The organism is Ligaoa zhengdingensis (assembly GCF_014384885.1).
In the GTDB taxonomy this organism is placed as follows: domain Bacteria; phylum Bacillota; class Clostridia; order Oscillospirales; family Ruminococcaceae; genus Ligaoa; species Ligaoa zhengdingensis.
Genome location: NZ_JACRST010000003.1, coordinates 13,908 through 30,136, shown reverse-complemented (window position 1 = coordinate 30,136; position 16,229 = coordinate 13,908). Strand labels below are relative to the sequence as shown.

Sequence of the window (16,229 nt, the reverse complement as noted above, 5' to 3'; positions counted from 1 at the left end):
CAAGAACCATTCCCTTAAAAGCAGAACTTTTGCCGCGCCTGTTCTGTATGTTCTTTCGGTAGACGGCGAGGGCATTTTCAGCGGCCGTTATGCGAACAATTTCAGTAGAATCAGAATTTTTTTAGCGGGATATCCCCAAAGCAACACCCCGGCTGGAAAATTCCGGCCGGGGTGCTGTTAACAAACATTTTTAATCGATGTTATAGAAAATCTGCGCAATCGGAGAATCCTTGGAGAGAATGAGCGTCTTATCGCTGCCCTTGAGCGATGCTTTTGCCGCATCCAACGCGCGGACGAACGTATAGAAATCTGCGCGCGACTGGTCGGCATAGGCCTCCGCGAGAATCTGCATATACTGGGCCTCGCCCTCTGCGATCAGCTTTTCCGCGTTGGCCTGGGCCTCGGATATCTTGATCGAGATCGCCTTATCCGTCTCGGTGCGGATCTTTTTCGCCTCAGACTCACCCTCAGCCTGATACGCGGCCGCGATGTTGTTCCGCTCCGAGATCATGCGCTCGTAAACCGCATGTTTATTATCGTCGGGAAGGTCGAGGTGTTTGGTTTCCACCGCAACCAGATCCACCCCGTACTGTTCCAGGCTGTCGCCGATATTGGCGAAGATGGCTTCAGCCAGCTTATCGCGCCCGCTGATGATCTCGGCCTGCGACAGGCTGCTGATGACATTTTTCATCGAGTTATATACGATCGTACTGATGCGCGCCTCCGCATTGCTCACGTTGCCGTTGAGGGTCTGGATAAACAGTGTGGGGTCGGATACTTTCCACAGCACGAAGCTGTCCGCCACCATGGTCTTTTTGTCCTTGGTGATGACATCGGAGATGGGCAGGTCGTAGAGCAGGACGGTCTTGGGGATGCTCTTAACCGACTGTACGAACGGCAGCTTGAAGCTCAAACCCGCATCTGACCGGACTGCAACGATCTTGCCGAACTGCTGAACCATGGTGTATTCGTTCTGTTTGGTGACAATGGTCACATTGGCGAGCAGAATGGCCGCGATCATCACCACAAGCAACGCCGTAATCACACGGCGAATGGTCTTGTTGCGAGAAGCAGCTTCCACATCCACCGCCTGTTTTTGGTCGGTCTGGCGGTCGGTATCAAAGTTAAAGTTCATCATTTGTATTCCCCTCCCTACTGCTCATTCGCGGCGAAGCTATCCAACGGCAGGAATTTATCCACCCCGCCCGAGCCGTCGTCGATGACGATTTTGAGGCTGGGCAGCAGCTCCTCCATCGTCTCATAGAACATCCGCTGTTTGGTGATCAGCGGGTTTTTGGTGTACTCCTCATAGATGGCGTTGAAGCGGGCGACCTGTCCCTCCGCCTCGTTGATGCGCGACTGCTTGGTCGCCTCGGCGTTTTTGATGATCTCATCCACCTTGGCGACGGCCGCGGGCTCCTGTTCGCTCTTATATTTGTTGGCGTTGTTGATCGAGGTCTCCTTGCTCTGTTTGGCTGTCTCCACCGCCTTGAACGCTTCGAGTACCTCGGCGGTGGGGGGCGTCGCATCCTGGATGGTGATGTTCACCAGCTGAAGGCCGAGATCTTCCTTCTCCAGGCGGTCGATCAGCTTCTCTTTGATCTCCGCTTGAATCTCATTTTTGCCGGTGGTGATGACATTGTCCACCGGATAAAGCCCGATGGTGTCGCGTATGTAGCTCTGCGCCAACGTTTTGAGGATCATCACCGGGTTCTGGGACGAGTACAGGTATTTGATCGGGTCGGATACCTTGTACTCCACAAAGAAATCGACATTGACAAAGTTGTAGTCGGAGGTGATCATCAGGGATTCCGCCTCAATCGGTTCCTTGGTCTCGATATCGTAGCCGATGGGGAACCCGTTGATGACGGTGGACACCTTCTCTACCTGCTGCAAAAAGGGCACCTTGAAGTGAAGGCCGGGCGTACTGACCGTGGCAGGGCTGCCAAAGGTTGTGACTACCGCCTGCTCCTGCTCGTTGATGCTGTACATCGAGTTGAGCAGTAAAACCGCCGCAACCGCCAACAGCACAACGATCTTGATCGAGGTGGACAGGATGGATTTCTTTTCATGCTGCATCGTTTGGTTCCTTCCTCTCTTTCATTACGGCCGCCGCATGTTATTTGCGGCGGGCTGGTTTCTATTGGGATACAAAAGGAATTCATTGCTCATGTGTCCTGCATCCAACCGGCATCACTGCCAGTTTGCGGCTATTATACCACAGATTTTGTCGAAACACCAGAACAGGCCGCGGCGGCGCATTTCTGCTTCCCGCCGCGGCCTGTTTGCCGCTGCTATAAGCCGAACACATGCTCGGCAAAAATTTTCACACCGATCAGCACCAGGATGACCCCGCCAGCAAGCTCGGCCTTGTTTTTGAGGAACGTCCCCGACTTTTTGCCGATGTATACGCCCACGATGCTGAAGCAAAAGGTGATGCAGGCGATGAACGAGGATGCAATCCAGATGTTCACGCTCATCACCGCGAGGCTTACCCCCACAGCCAGCGCGTCGATGCTAGTGGCGATCGCCTGAAGGATGAGCATCTTTGTAGTGAGCAGCCCGTTCACCGGACAGGATTCCGGCTCGCGCATCCCTTTTACAGCCTCCACCACCATCTTTCCGCCGATCGCCCCCAACAAAATCAGCGCTACCCAGTGGTCCAGGCTCGAGATCGCCCTGCTGAAGGTCTGCCCCGCCAAGTAGCCGATGATCGGCATGATCCCCTGCGCCAGGCCGAAGGCCAGTCCAATTTGCAGTGCCTTGGCGCGCGTGATGTTCTTCATGCAGAGCCCGTTGGTGATGGACACCGCAAAGGCGTCCATCGAAAGCCCCACCGCAAGTAAAAATAGCGTTCCAATCCCCAAACTGATCACCTTTTCCGATATGGCATTCTTTTTATTATACTGAATTTATTTTGTCATGTCAATCGGTCTCTTAAAATTTCTTACAGAGAGGGATACAACATTTCCTATCTGTGGTATAATACTATGTATATGCGCGGCGTTTTATCGCTGTTTCGCCCTTTTATCATTTGGTATGGAGGAACTTTTTATGTATGACATCATCATCATCGGCAAGGGTGTGGCCGGCGTCTCGGCGGCTCTGTACACGGTGCGCGCCAACCTGCGCACCCTGATTATCGGCAGCGGCATCGGCGCGCTGGAACATGCGGAAAAAATCGACAACTATTACGGATTTCCCGGCGGCATCAGCGGTGCGGAGCTGCACCGGCGCGGGGTAGAGCATGCACGCAGGCTGGGCTGCGACTTCGTTGAGGACGAGGTTGTGTCGGTCTCCAAATACGAAACCGCCGTTGTCAAAACCACCCGCGGCGAGTACGAAGGCCGGGCCCTGCTCATCGCCACAGGAAAACCCCGCGCTACCACCAAGCTGGATGGAGTGGACGCCTTTCTGGGGCGGGGCATCAGCTTGTGCGCGGTGTGCGACGGCTTTTTCTACCGCGGCAAACGGCTCGCAGTGCTCGGCAGTGCCAACTACGCGCTCGCGGAAACCGAAGAACTCACCCGCTTTACCCAAGACATCACCATCTGCACCAACGGGCGCGAACCCAGTTGGGAAAACGCGCTGCCCGCAGGCATTAAGGTGGACACCCGCGCACTCGCCCGGGTATCCGGCGGCAGCCGGGCGGAGCACCTGGAATTTCAGGACGGCGACCGCCTGGAGATCGACGGCATCTTTGTGGCGGAGGGCGCCGCGTCGGCCCTCGATTTCGCCGTCAAGATGGGGATTTTGACCGAAGGCAACAGCATCGTGGTAGACGACAGCTACCGCACCAACATGCCGGGCGTCTATGCCGCGGGGGACTGTATCGGAGGATTTTTGCAGATTTCAAAAGCGGTTGGGGACGGCGCCTTGGCGGCGCGCACCATAATCCGGGAGCTGAAAAATTAATTTACGCCGCAGTTTGGACATATAAATGTCGACTTTTCGAGGGGAATTTACAGTTTTTTCATTGCAATGTCCCCTTTGCTATTGTAAAATAATCATATTGCCAACAGCAAGGGTTGAGGTTCGATGTTTGGTTATGTGAAACCGTACAAACCGCAGATGAAAATTTGTGAATATGACACCTACAAGGCGGTCTATTGCGGCTTATGCAAACAACTGGGTCACTCCTATGGATTCGCGGCGTGCTTCACTTTGAGTTACGATTTCGCGTTCCTTTCTATTTTGTCGATGGCTTTGCAGGCAAATGGCCCCGAATTTTGTCGAGAACGCTGCATCGCTCACCCCTTAAAAAAGAGCTTTTGTTGTTCGCTCAACGACTCGTCCCACTTCGCTGCGTGTACCGCTATGATTATGCTTTATTATAAGCTCGAAGACAATTACCGCGACTCCGGCCCCGGCGGCAAGGCGCTGATGCTTTTGGCCCGGCCGTTCGCCGCGGCCGCACGGAACAAGGCCCGCCGGGAATATCCCCGCGTGGATGAGCTCGTCGCCGAGATGATGAGGCGGCAATGTGCGCTGGAGGATGCCCGTTGCCCTTCGATCGACGAGGCTGCCGAACCGACGGCGCGTTGTCTCTCTGAGCTCTGCAGCCTGCTTTCGCAGGATGAAACGGAACAGCGCATTTTGCAGCGCTTCGGCTACCTGCTGGGGCGCTGGATTTATCTGATCGATGCGCTGGACAACTTGGAGGACGACATCAAGACCGGGAGCTACAACGCCTTTGTCATAAATGAACATCTGACCGTGCAAAGCGACTTGGCGCCGATTCGCGGCGCAGCAGTGGCATCCCTCAACCAGACGGCGGCCGAGCTGGCCAAGGCCTATGAACTATTTGAGCTCCGGCGTTACAAAACCATTCTGGATAACGTCGTATACTTGGGACTAAAAAATACCCTCAATCAGGTCGAGGAAAAAAGGAGAAACCCGCATGACAGATCCTTATAAGGTGTTGGGCATCAGCCCCAATGCTTCGGATGACGAGGTGAAAGCCGCCTATCGGGAGATGGCGCGCAAGTATCACCCGGATAATTACGCCAACAACCCGCTGGCCGATCTGGCGTCGGAAAAGATGAAGGAAATTAACGAAGCCTACGACACCATCACCGCACAGCGAAAAAATGCCTCCCGGTCGCAGGGACAAACCGGCGCCTACGGCTATACTTCCGGTTCCCAGTTTGCAGATATCCGCCGAATGATCCAAAATGGGCGGGTGGAAGATGCTGCGGAGCTTCTCGACGGCGTGCCGGAGGGCCGCCGCGATGCGGAATGGCACTTTCTCAAGGGCAGCGTGCTCTACACGCGTGGGTGGTTGGATCAGGCGTATCAACATATGGCCCAGGCGGTCAATCTGGCCCCTCAGAACCCGGAATACCGCGCAGCGCTCAACCAGATGCTCTGGCAGCGCAACCACGGCACCAATCAAACCGGCCCGTACCGCACCACGTCCGCGGGGGGATGCAGCCCATGTGATATGTGCACCTCCCTGGTCTGTGCGGATTGTTGTTGCGAATGCATGGGCGGGGATCTCATCAGCTGCTGTTGATTTGATGCAACGACAGAAAAGGAGTTCTATCTATGTTAAAACGAACCTCGCAGGTCGCCTTAGGCGGCATGATTGCGGCGCTTTGTGTATTACTGATGATGCTGACCGGCATCCTCCCTTTTTTGACCTACGCTGTGCCCGCTATGGCAGGTTTTTTGATGGTGGTCATGGTGATCGAATGCGGGACCAAATGGGCGGTTGTGGTCTATATCGCTGTATCCATTCTCTCCGTTCTGGTCGCACCTGATAAAACAGCTGCGCTCCTCTTCGTCTTTTTCCTAGGATTTTATCCCATCCTCAAGGGTGCTTTGGAAAAACTGCCCTCACGTATCCTGGAATGGGCGCTTAAAATGATCCTTTTTAACGTCTGTGTGGTTGCGGCCTATCTGCTGATGATCTATGTCCTCAAGATGCCAGAGGTCATGACCGAGATGGGTGAACTGGGTCGGTATACGGGCATCGTCACCCTAGCATTGGGCAATGTGGTGTTCGTCATCTTTGATCTGGCGCTTACCCGCATCATCTCCGCTTACATCACTTGGTTCCGTCCCAAGTTTTTGCGGCGTTTTGGTTAAGTCTTTTCAAGCCCTCTCACTTGGAAGAGGGCATTTTTTCTGGAGGAGGCTCTTTTTATGGAAAACTTTGACCAGCAAGTCCAATTTATCCTGCTGACCGCAGCGCTACTGGCGCTGATCTTTGTCATTTTATACCTTGTGGGGCGGAAAAAGAACCGTGAATTTCAAGAACACAGGGAGGAAATCCTCAGTCTACATAAAATCGGTCCAAGGGACATTGTGCTGCTCAAGGATGGCAGACGCGTAACCATCACCGAACCGATCGACGACGGCACCGCTTTTTCTGCGGAAACCATCCCCGATTCGATCTTCAAACGCGCGGATAAACTTACGGTTCAGGCGGATGAGATTGAAAAAATTGAGTATTACGCGAACCCTTGACCATTTGAATGCTGGGAGGAACTGCTCGTGAAAAAGGTAAAGATCACCGTACTGAAGACAACCCTGGATGAAGAATTGGCGAAGGAATACGGTGTCGAGGGTCTGACTGCCTGCCCAATGCTACAAGCGGGACAGGCATTTTATGCGGATTACGCCAAACCAGAAGGGCTCTGCGACGAGGCGTGGAAGGCGATTTATCAGTATGTTTTCGCCTTGGCGCACGGAGCTGAAAACGGACTATTTTACTATGGCGACTGGATTCGCAAACCCGGGCCATTTGCAGTTGTAACGACGGGCTGCGTCCTGTGATTTTTAAATTAGAGGTGACGGAAGAGCAGCCGATCATCGACGATATTCCATTTCCTTGAAAATTTTTTGGAGACAAGAAAAATTTCTTTAACCGGACCGGTTGTATACCATACGTAGATAATTTTCAAGTAAAAGTAACTCTTCGCATCGCCGCTCTCTACATAGATCGCGTTGATTCCGCGCGCTATCTTGTTTGCTAATTCCGTAGCTGTATAAACTCAGTGTAGCCGTTCCCTTTTTGTTTGTCAAGCTGGTTACTAGATTATCAAAAACAGGAGAAGGAAAACGATTCCTTCCCCTGTTTTTTCTACTTCTTAGAAAAGTATCCGACTCGCTCAACATTTTGGAGGATAGCCAATCTTATGCTCAAGCAATTTGCGATTTGATGAACTCCCCATGATGATCTTTATGCTATGGAGATAATTATATAACTTGTATATTAAATGAATATGTTTTCCTTTCCCATTTTCAACATGGGAGTTCTCAATACGAGCCGTCCATCCCTTTCCCAAATTGTAGGTCAAATTACCACTTGGATCTATGTATAAAATCGGATTATTTTTACAATATGTGTACCGATTAAGACTCAGCGGGTCATTCGCATTGCCCAGGAAACTGTCCGCACTGGTAAACCTGCCAATCCTCAGGTCGTAGTATCTGGCGCGCAGGTAGATCGTGCCGGTCTCCGCGTCGAAGTACTCCCCGCAGTAGCGCAATGGGTTCGTGTCGTTTGCACTGGGGTTCTGCTCGTTGCCGAATGCGTCATACTCGTATTCCTGCGTCACCGTGCCTGTCGCATCGGTCAGCTGCACCACGTCGCCATGCGCGTTGTACAGGTAGTAGCTTTTCGCGTCTCCACGCTCTACATAGATCGCGTTGATTCCACGCTATCCTGTTCGCTGGTTCCGTAACTATATAAGCTCAGTGTAGCTGTTCCTTTTTTGTTTGTCAAGTTGACCGCGAGTCTGCGTCGTTATACGTAAAAGCAGGGCAGCAAAATAACTTTTGCTGCCCTGCTTTTTAGATTTCCTTTTATATTATACCTAATAGTTTACATGTGGTAATAATAGCTTTATTGACATCATTTTTGCTATAAAATGCATTCGGGCAAGCTTTTATATCATCTTCAAATGGCGTATATCTTGATATCACATTTGCTAACTTATCAAAACATTTGAACTCTTCTTCATCCATAAATTTTATTGGACGATCTGGATAATATACATCATAAAAAGCATCGCAAAATGTTCTTATATCGTATTCTCCCCTCAAAAATGCCCTAAGTAAATAATATAACTCATCTTTCTGATCCAATTGCGATCCTCCCTATACATAATATTTAAAATGCCAAATAGTATTTGAAAATTTATCATATAGTACTTCTAAGTTATATAGTTTGCTATTTATGGATAATTCTGCATAATACATTAGAGCCTGTGAACCTTGTGGATCCGGCATACTAGCACCTATTTTTATTGTATCAATTAACGACTGAACCGGCACAAATCTCCCTGGCTCTTGCATATGCTCCAAAGCTCTCCGACTAAAATTAACACCTTGTTCTAACGAAGTATATAATCCTTGCTGAACCCCAGGAACTGTATTAATTAATTGATTAGTTGCTACTATACCATTGGCAGAAATCGTAGCAACACCAGCACTTGTAACAGAAATAGCAGCAACACCTGTAGCACTTGCAACCGCTGGTGCTGCGACATAACCCGCTACACCTCCAGCCACAGCACCAATTACCGCACCACCTGCAATATATCCAGCCTTCTCCCAACCAGTTGCTCCTTTTTGGTCAGCAATGTAATTACCTACAAAGCCCCCTATTGTTCCTACGATCGCAGCTCCTGCAGCAACCAATAGAACCGTAGTCGAAATTACAAAGTTGCCGGTGGAGTCCATATACATCACCGGATTGTTATGGCAATAAGTGTACCTGTTGAGACTAAGCGGATCAGGCACCTCGATGCCGCTGCCCAACTTTCGCATAACCTGCAACACCGTGTCCGCACTGGTAAACCTACCAATCCTCGGGTCGTAGTACCGGGCGCGCAGGTAGATCGTTCCGGTCTCCGCGTCAAAGTATTCGCCGCAGTAGCGCATGGGGTTCGTGTCGTTTGCGCTGGGGTTCTGCTCGTTGCCGAATGCGTCATACTCGTATTCCTGCGTCACTATGCCCGTCGCATCCGTCAGCTGTACCACGTCGCCGTGCGCGTTGTACAGGTAGTAGTTCTTCGCGTCGCCGCTCTCTACATAGATCGCGTTGATTCCGCGCGCGTACCTCCGCACCGGCACAACCGCGTCCTCTTCGCCCAGCGTGTACTCATACGCCAGGTTCGTGCCGTCCCACACCTGGCGCAGCAGCGCGCCGTTCACCGTCTTGCTGTAACGCAGCCCATCCGGGTAGTACGCGTAGCTGCTCGTGCCCGCGTCGTTCGTCACCTTCACCTGACGGTTCCACACGTCGTATTCCGTCACCGTCGCATCGAACTCCACCGGCTCCGATGCGCTGACCTGCAGGGACGCTCCCGCCGTGCCGCTGTTTGATATTTCCTTCAACCAATACTTTGACGGAACAAATAGGGAACAGAAAAAACTGTTCCCTATTTGTCATTAACAATTAGAAATATCCTTAATATCTAGATTATCTAATCCTTATTAAATAATTAAGCAAATAGTTTTGGGCTTCTTCTTTAGTATCGAACTTTTTCAAATTGAATTCCTTTCCCCGTTCTCTGTAAAATACTTCCCACTGATTATAATTCTCTCTTATACAATACACATCATCTTTAATTGCGTTGTTAATACTTACTTTGAACTCAGGAATATTATTTGCTCTCAGAACTTCAAAAAAATCATCATCCAACATTTTAGTTAACCTCCTATTATTTTTATTGCTCCTACACTTATTAGTTTATCTAAATTTTGCTCTAAAATATATTGTGTACCCAGACCAATTTGCCCAAACCAAGGAGCTACTTGCCCCGATTCTACATATATTGGATATTGAATTTGAAGCAATGTCGTTGCATCTCCTATCTTATCATAGGGTAATGCCAACATTGCTCCTGGTGTTCCCGCTGGAGCCACAAAATATCCACTTAAATTTCCAGTTCGTTGAATCATTGTCCCAGCGTCCAACATAATTCTTTGTGATTCACCCAAAAAGCCATTATTGGGAGGATAATATGTCGTAATTGCTGTCGTAGCATTGTTGAATATTCGAGATGTCTGTTCAGCTACTACCGTACTATTGGCAGAAATCGTAGCAACACCAGCACTTGTAACAGAAATTGCAGCAACATTTGTAGCACTTGCAACCGCTGGTGCTGCAACATAACCGGCTACACCTCCCGCAACAGCGCCAATTACCGCACCACCTGCAATATATCCAGCCTTCTCCCAACCAGTTGCTCCTTTTTGGTCAGCAATGTAATTACCTACAAAGCCCCCTATTGTTCCTACGATCGCAGCTCCTGCAGCAACCAATAGAACCGTAGTCGAAATTACAAAGTTGCCGGTGGAGTCCATATACATCACCGGATTATTATGGCAATAGGTATACCGATTCAAGCTCAACGGATCAGGCACTTCAATGCCGCTGCTGAGCTCCACCATAATCTGCAACACGGTATCCGCACTGGTAAACCTACCTATGCTCGGGTCGTAGTACCGGGCGCGCAGGTAGATCGTGCCGGTCTCCGCGTCGAAGTATTCGCCGCAGTAGCGCATGGGGTTCGTGTCGTTTGCGCTGGGGTTCTGCTCGTTGCCGAATGCGTCATACTCGTATTCCTGCGTCACCGTGCCTGTCGCATCGGTCATCTGCACCACGTCGCCGTGCGCGTTGTACAGGTAGTAGCTCTTCGCATCGCCGCTCTCTACGTAGATCGCATTGATTCCACGCGCGTACCGCCGCACCGGTACAACCGCGTCCTCTTCGCCCAGCGTGTACTCATACGCCAGGTTCGTGCCGTCCCATACCTGACGCAGCAGCGCGCCGTTCACCGTCTTGCTGTAACGCAGCCCATCCGGGTAGTACGCGTAGTTGCTCGTGCCCGCGTCGTTCGTCACCTTCACCTGCCGGTTCCACACGTCGTACTCCGATACCGTCGCGTCGAACTCCACCGGCTCCGATGCGCTGACCTGCAGGGACGCTCCCGCCGTGCCGCTGCCTGCTGTTTCCAGTACCGAATGCGTCTTCAGAATCTGGTTCCCGTTGTTGTCGTACGAGTAATTCGTGATCTCCTGCCTGCCGTTTATCGTCTTCGTCTCGGTCAGCAGGCGGTTGTCCCCGTCGTACTCATACGCCACGCTGTAGCTCTCGTCTCCGCTCACCGTCAGGCTTGCGCGGTTGTTCCGGCTGTCGTACGTGTAGGCGTAGGTGTTCCCGCCGCTCTCACTCTCGCTCGTCAGACGCCCCGCCAGGTCGTAACCATACGTCGTTGTCCTGTTATTCACCACATCTGTCTTAGTGCGCTGGTTGCCGTCCAGGTAGTAGGTATAACTATAGGAACTCAATATGTCCGTTCCCTTTTTGTTTGTCAAGCTGGTCACGAGATTCGCGTCGTTGTAGGTGTAGGTTGTCGTCACGCCGCCCTGCGTCAGGCTTGCGCGGTTCCCGTTCGCGTCGTAGGTATACGTGGCTACGGTTGTTCCGCCTTCCTTCACCGTCTGCATACGGTTTAGAGCATCGTAGGTATAACCCTCGTTCACCCGTTCCACATTATCCTGCTTCAGCACGAATGACAGACGGTTGCCCCGATTGTCGTACCCGTATTCCTTTACGATCCCATCCGGCTGGGTTTCCTGGGTCATCCGGCCCAGGCCGTCATACTCATAGCCGATGGTCATGCCTTCGGCCGACACCGCCGCAATATCCCCTGCTCCGGTATAGCTATAGCTTTTTACTACTGGCGCGGCCTCTCCCTGCGCTGTGCTCTCGCTGATCACTCTGCCCGCTGCGTCATAGCTGTAGGTCGTCACTGCTCCGTTGCGGTCCGTTGCGGTTGCCTTGTTCCCATTCGCATCGTAGGTGACAGTCTCCACCGTATCATCCGGATAGGTTGTCTTGACCAGGCGGCCCTGGTCGTCGTATTCGTACTCGATGACCGAGTAGGGTTCCGATGTGGACCGCTGCCCATACGGCACACTCAGCCCGATATACGCCGCTATCGTGTTGCCCGCTGCGTCCAGCTCATAGTGGGTGTATTGCTTCTTTGTCCCCTCGATCGTCTGAATCACATCCGTCAATCGGTTATTGGCGTCGTACTCATACTCCGTGACGGCATAGCGGCCCGCCGCGCTGTCGCTCGCCTGGTTGCTCCGCCTCGTTTTCACCACATTGCCTGCTTTGTCGTATTCGGTGTATTGGAAACTGTACTGTTCCACATCCTGCCCTGCGTCTGAAGCAAACGGCTGCTTCTGCTCCACCATCCGCCCAAAGATATCGTAGGTGTTGACCGTTACCTTTTGCTTCTTATCCGTCTGGTTGAGCACCTGCCCCCTATCGTCGTATTCTGTAGACGCATAGCCGCCCAGCGCATCGGTCGTTTTCACAATCCGGCCTGCGTAGTCCAGTTCGTATGCCGCCACAGTTGTTAACGCACCGCCGATGTACTGTTTATCCGCCACTTTCTGGCCCAGGTAGTTGTATTCGTAATAGGTGCTGGTCTGTGCGTCTGACCCATTGAGCACTCCGCCTTCCTGGATCAGTTCTCCATACCGGTTGTAATATTGGGTTGTCACGCGATTGCCGATTGTGATCGTCACCTTCGATCCGCCCTTGGTGATATCGCCTGAATTGTCGTCCGATGACGTCACATCCTCATAGGACGTGGTCTCGAGATAAACCGGCGTGGCTGCGGTATCGCTCTCATAATATCCTTTGCTGATCTGCCGGTCCAGCGCGTCGTATTCATAGCGGATATTGCGCACTCCGCCCGCATCCTGGTTCTTGCTCTCCCTGATCAGCCTGCCGTTTGCATCGTATTCGTAGGCAGCCAGCAGCTGGCCATTCTCCGGATGATCTTTATCCGGCAGATATTTCACCGTCTCAAGACGCCCCAGCGGATCATACTGATATTCGTAGGACTTGCCGCGCTGATCGGTGTAGATTGTGCTGTTCGCGGTATCGTCGTATGCGTATGTTTCCGTATGGTTGAGGGCATCCTTTTTCTCAGTAACGCGATAGATGCTATCATAAGTGATGCTACTGGTATTCCCGTTGGGATCAGTGATAGAGGTCACATTGCCCATGGCGTCGTAGGTATAGCTGGTCGAGATGTTGTCCGCTTCGTTGATGACATTGCCGTCGCTGTCCCTCTCGCCCAGCACCGTCTCTTTGATCACATTCGCTCCGCTGCTGTCATACTCGTAGTTCGTTATGATACACTCTCCGGTGGTCACATCCTGGTATTCCCTCTTCTGCGTCACATTTCCTTTCGAGTTGTAGCTGTACTCTGTCTTGCTTTGTAAAACGTAATCCGCATTAACATCTGAACAATCTTTGCTGTAGACCTCAGTGCGGATTACCATAGAGTGAGTCGCTTCATCCAACACATTTACTTCCCGGATTGTCGTATTTGCGTCCTGCTTGTAGGTCTTCGTTAAAAGATGGCTGTAAGGGGTAGACGTGTCTGTATAGTAAGTATAATCCGTGCGGTATGTCGTATCGGTTGAACTGCCTTCTGCCTTCGTTCCAATTTCGTATAGTAGATTGCCTGTTTTGTTGTAACTGTACTGCTTGATGAGCGTCTGTGCATTGTTGGAAGTACCACTCGTCGTGTCTGTGCTTACGACAGTTTCTTTTGTTGGCAATTGATAGGTACTAAACAGACGAGTGGTTGTTTTGCTCAGTTTTCCACCGGCTGCATTTGTAATGCTCTCAAATTCTTCTTTTGTCGTCAAGAAATCTTCATTAAATGTGTATTTATAGGAACGCAACGTCTGATTTTCCAACAGTTCTTTGCGCTCTGTAATAAATGTTCTACTAGTAGAGGTCGTTTTTTTAGGATGCTGTGTATATCTTCCATAGCTAGGAAAACTTTCTACATTATAGTTTCCGTCGTCTATTATGTCTGTTCTGGTTTTGACCTTGTATTTTTTTATACGGCCATATTTCGCCAAATTTTCCCAATCGGTCGTGTAGGTATAAAGTGTCTTCGCACCAGTCGGATAGGTGACTTCTTTAAGTGTCAAAATAGAATTTGTTACCGCACCATCCATAATTTTATACATGGTGCGTTCATCCATCTTGTCATAGAAATCGAAAGTATATTCACTGGCATCGTAATCAAAGCTGGTCTCCCGATTCTCTTGGTCTACAATTCTGGATAAAATTTGCTGATTGATATACCCTCCGTCCTCTTGATCAATCACAGCTTTTGGTGCACAATGAAAGATTATTGTTCCTCCATCCGGGGCGGTTACTGTCAGTTTCCTGTTCCCTGATTCAGTTGTATAGCTGAAATTTATTGCCCTTCCGTAACAATCCACAATACTTTGCAACCAGTCCCCATCGTAACTAAAGATCGTTTTATTCCCATAGCGATCTTCAGACTCCAGTAGCTGTCCGGTAGACTTCTTAAAATAATATTTTTCTCCATCCTTTAACGTCACTTTATATTTCTCATTCGAACCTGAGCCTTCTTTCGAAATACTAATGTCGTCTCTCGGATATTTCTCAAACTTTAATTCGCTGGCTTTAAAGGCAAACTTGCCCACGTTTGGCAGATATAGAAGGTTATATCCTCTCAGTTGCGTATCGATAATTGGCAAGTCCCACATCCAACCAGGTCCGAGGTTGCTCGTGGTGTCCGAAAAGCTATCTAACAGTTCATTAACTGTAGTGAGATCGGTCGTCGGCCCCATTTGAGTCACATAAACACCATCACTCGGATCATTATCATCTTCATAATCCCATTGATACGATTTATCATTTTCCAAATAGTACTTATAATATTGGTCATAAAATTCTCCCGTATCGGTATATTCTGTATACCGATTACAATAAACCTTTCTTGTTTTACTGCCGAAGAACTCCTTTCCAACTGCCGCTTCATCCAAGTCATATGTGAGGCTCAATTTAAACCCATTTCCATTTGTATTCGGCAATTCCAGGACATTGTATGTGTATTTCAAGGCACCCGTCGCCATATTGATTTGCTCATTTTCCTTTGCTGCAACCGCATAGGGCGCTTCCACCGGGTTATCCTTATCCTCCTCAGCTGGCGGGCGGGGACGCGATGCCCTTGTTTCCACTATGTTTCTTTCTGGCTCCTCCTCCGATTTCTCTTCTGGAACTGCACGAGAAATTGCAAATACCATCTCGCCATATAGTTCAGCTTCCAGTTCTAACGCCTGATAGAGAATATTTTCCAGTGCTTGATTGAGTAATCCAGAATCCACTTCGTCTTCTTCCCCACTCAGTTCCGCCAGAATGCTCTCTAGGTTGATCCAATAATATTCTTCAAAATTTTCTATGTTGACTACTGTATAAACTCCATTGGACCAGTTTCTATAGGACAAGGCACGGTTCAACTGGCGGGTCCTTCTATTTGTAAAGTGCAGAGATTCATTCGAAGATAGATTCAGTTCCTCCTCTGTTGGAACTGGTCTGATCAGTTCTCCCATTGGAAGTCCTGTTATTTCTGCAATAATTACCGCATCACGGATCACTTCTGTTTCGTTGCCATTCAAGAAATAGCTTTCCACCTCATGGGCTGTTACATGGTTTAAATCGTCGTCCGTTAAAATAATAAGTTCCGCTATTGTTCGCTTAATATTTCCAAGGTTGTAGTGATGCCCGAAAAAGGTTATTGCATCTTCCAAAGAAAATGGATAATTAGCTTTAATAATACTGATTAGCCCAATCTGGGGTAGGGTATACTTTTCTTCCGTTTCCAAAGTCAAGACTTGCTCTTCCGTTAACCCCAACTTCTCTAAAAGAACAGCCTTTTCCTCCTCCGTATATTCCGTGATGGAATCCTTGAGCGCGTCCAGCTCCTCGTCGGTCAAACCCTCTGGCGCTTGGCTCTGCGGATCGCTTTCTTCAGGAACATCGCCGCTTCCCGGCTCCGCTCCTGTATTATCTCCTTCTGTTCCCAGCGCTTCCGTGTCCGGCTTCTCCGGCTCACTGGATGCTTCGCCATCTTCAATGGACGGCTCGGAAGATTCCTCAGTGGTTCCTTGCTCTTTGTCTGATTTCGTTTCTGGCGTACTGGAAACTTCTTCACCCGAAGACTCAGAGGCGCTCTCCTGTTCCTCCACCTCGGGAGCTATATCCTGCTGTTCTTCCACTACGGATTCCGATTGTGATGCTTCTTCTTGTGTATTTTCTCTCATTGGCTCCGTCGCATACGCCACGGTTCCCAGGTTGAACGTCATTACCGCACACAGCAAAATGCTCAGCAGCTTCTGTTTTAAACTGGTTCGATCCATAA

At 50.1% G+C, this 16,229-nt stretch carries 13 protein-coding genes and 1 pseudogene; 6 read left to right on the top strand and 8 right to left on the bottom strand.

Translation table 11 applies throughout. The features are described from left to right. Window positions 1–190 precede the first annotated feature (190 nt). The 3 genes from hflC to H8711_RS03335 form a co-directional block, all read right to left on the bottom strand. Window positions 191–1,138, bottom strand: coding sequence for a protease modulator HflC (hflC, locus tag H8711_RS03345; protein ID WP_343252796.1), 948 nt, complete (start codon window positions 1,136–1,138; stop codon window positions 191–193). 14 nt (window positions 1,139–1,152) lie between these two features. Continuing rightward, the gene (gene hflK / locus H8711_RS03340) at window positions 1,153–2,079 is read right to left on the bottom strand and encodes an FtsH protease activity modulator HflK (RefSeq protein ID WP_249282126.1); all 927 of its coding nucleotides are present in this window, start codon (window positions 2,077–2,079) and stop codon (window positions 1,153–1,155) included. Window positions 2,080–2,294: 215 nt separating this feature from the next. Beyond that, window positions 2,295–2,867, bottom strand: coding sequence for a manganese efflux pump MntP (locus tag H8711_RS03335; protein ID WP_249282125.1), 573 nt, complete (start codon window positions 2,865–2,867; stop codon window positions 2,295–2,297). Between the two features lie 187 nt (window positions 2,868–3,054). On the opposite strand from H8711_RS03335, the gene H8711_RS03330 reads away from it, so the two are divergent. From H8711_RS03330 to H8711_RS03305, 6 genes and pseudogenes are all read left to right on the top strand, one after another. Then, the gene (locus tag H8711_RS03330; RefSeq protein WP_249282124.1) at window positions 3,055–3,915 is read left to right on the top strand and encodes an NAD(P)/FAD-dependent oxidoreductase; all 861 of its coding nucleotides are present in this window, start codon (window positions 3,055–3,057) and stop codon (window positions 3,913–3,915) included. A 123-nt stretch (window positions 3,916–4,038) separates the two neighbouring features. Then, window positions 4,039–4,917 carry a DUF5685 family protein gene (locus H8711_RS03325; RefSeq protein WP_249282123.1) on the top strand — a complete coding sequence of 293 codons (879 nt, stop codon included), beginning with the start codon at window positions 4,039–4,041 and terminating at the stop codon, window positions 4,915–4,917. Then, the gene (locus tag H8711_RS03320; protein WP_249282122.1) at window positions 4,901–5,515 is read left to right on the top strand and encodes a J domain-containing protein; all 615 of its coding nucleotides are present in this window, start codon (window positions 4,901–4,903) and stop codon (window positions 5,513–5,515) included. The genes H8711_RS03325 and H8711_RS03320 overlap by 17 nt, the downstream gene beginning before the upstream one ends. A gap of 32 nt (window positions 5,516–5,547) precedes the next feature. Continuing rightward, window positions 5,548–6,090: a hypothetical protein gene (locus tag H8711_RS03315; protein WP_249282121.1), complete on the top strand. Its 543-nt coding sequence runs from the start codon at window positions 5,548–5,550 to the stop codon at window positions 6,088–6,090. 57 nt (window positions 6,091–6,147) lie between these two features. Beyond that, window positions 6,148–6,471, top strand: coding sequence for a hypothetical protein (locus H8711_RS03310; protein ID WP_249282120.1), 324 nt, complete (start codon window positions 6,148–6,150; stop codon window positions 6,469–6,471). Between the two features lie 27 nt (window positions 6,472–6,498). Next, a pseudogene (locus H8711_RS03305) lies at window positions 6,499–6,839 on the top strand (TIGR04076 family protein). 276 nt (window positions 6,840–7,115) lie between these two features. Here the strand turns inward: H8711_RS03305 and H8711_RS03300 are convergent. From H8711_RS03300 to H8711_RS03280, 5 genes are all read right to left on the bottom strand, one after another. Beyond that, window positions 7,116–7,652, bottom strand: coding sequence for an RHS repeat-associated core domain-containing protein (locus H8711_RS03300; RefSeq protein WP_484985966.1), 537 nt, complete (start codon window positions 7,650–7,652; stop codon window positions 7,116–7,118). Between the two features lie 160 nt (window positions 7,653–7,812). Further along, the gene (locus H8711_RS03295; protein WP_249282118.1) at window positions 7,813–8,094 is read right to left on the bottom strand and encodes a hypothetical protein; all 282 of its coding nucleotides are present in this window, start codon (window positions 8,092–8,094) and stop codon (window positions 7,813–7,815) included. A 12-nt stretch (window positions 8,095–8,106) separates the two neighbouring features. Beyond that, a complete protein-coding gene (locus H8711_RS03290) occupies window positions 8,107–9,267 on the bottom strand; it encodes an RHS repeat-associated core domain-containing protein (RefSeq protein ID WP_249282117.1) in 1,161 nt (386 codons plus the stop codon). 166 nt (window positions 9,268–9,433) lie between these two features. After that, window positions 9,434–9,658 (bottom strand): hypothetical protein, encoded by a 225-nt coding sequence (locus tag H8711_RS03285; protein ID WP_249282116.1) that lies wholly within the window; start codon window positions 9,656–9,658, stop codon window positions 9,434–9,436. A 5-nt stretch (window positions 9,659–9,663) separates the two neighbouring features. After that, on the bottom strand, window positions 9,664–16,227 hold the full coding sequence (locus H8711_RS03280) for an RHS repeat-associated core domain-containing protein (protein ID WP_249282115.1): 6,564 nt from the start codon (window positions 16,225–16,227) through the stop codon (window positions 9,664–9,666). Window positions 16,228–16,229 lie beyond the last annotated feature (2 nt).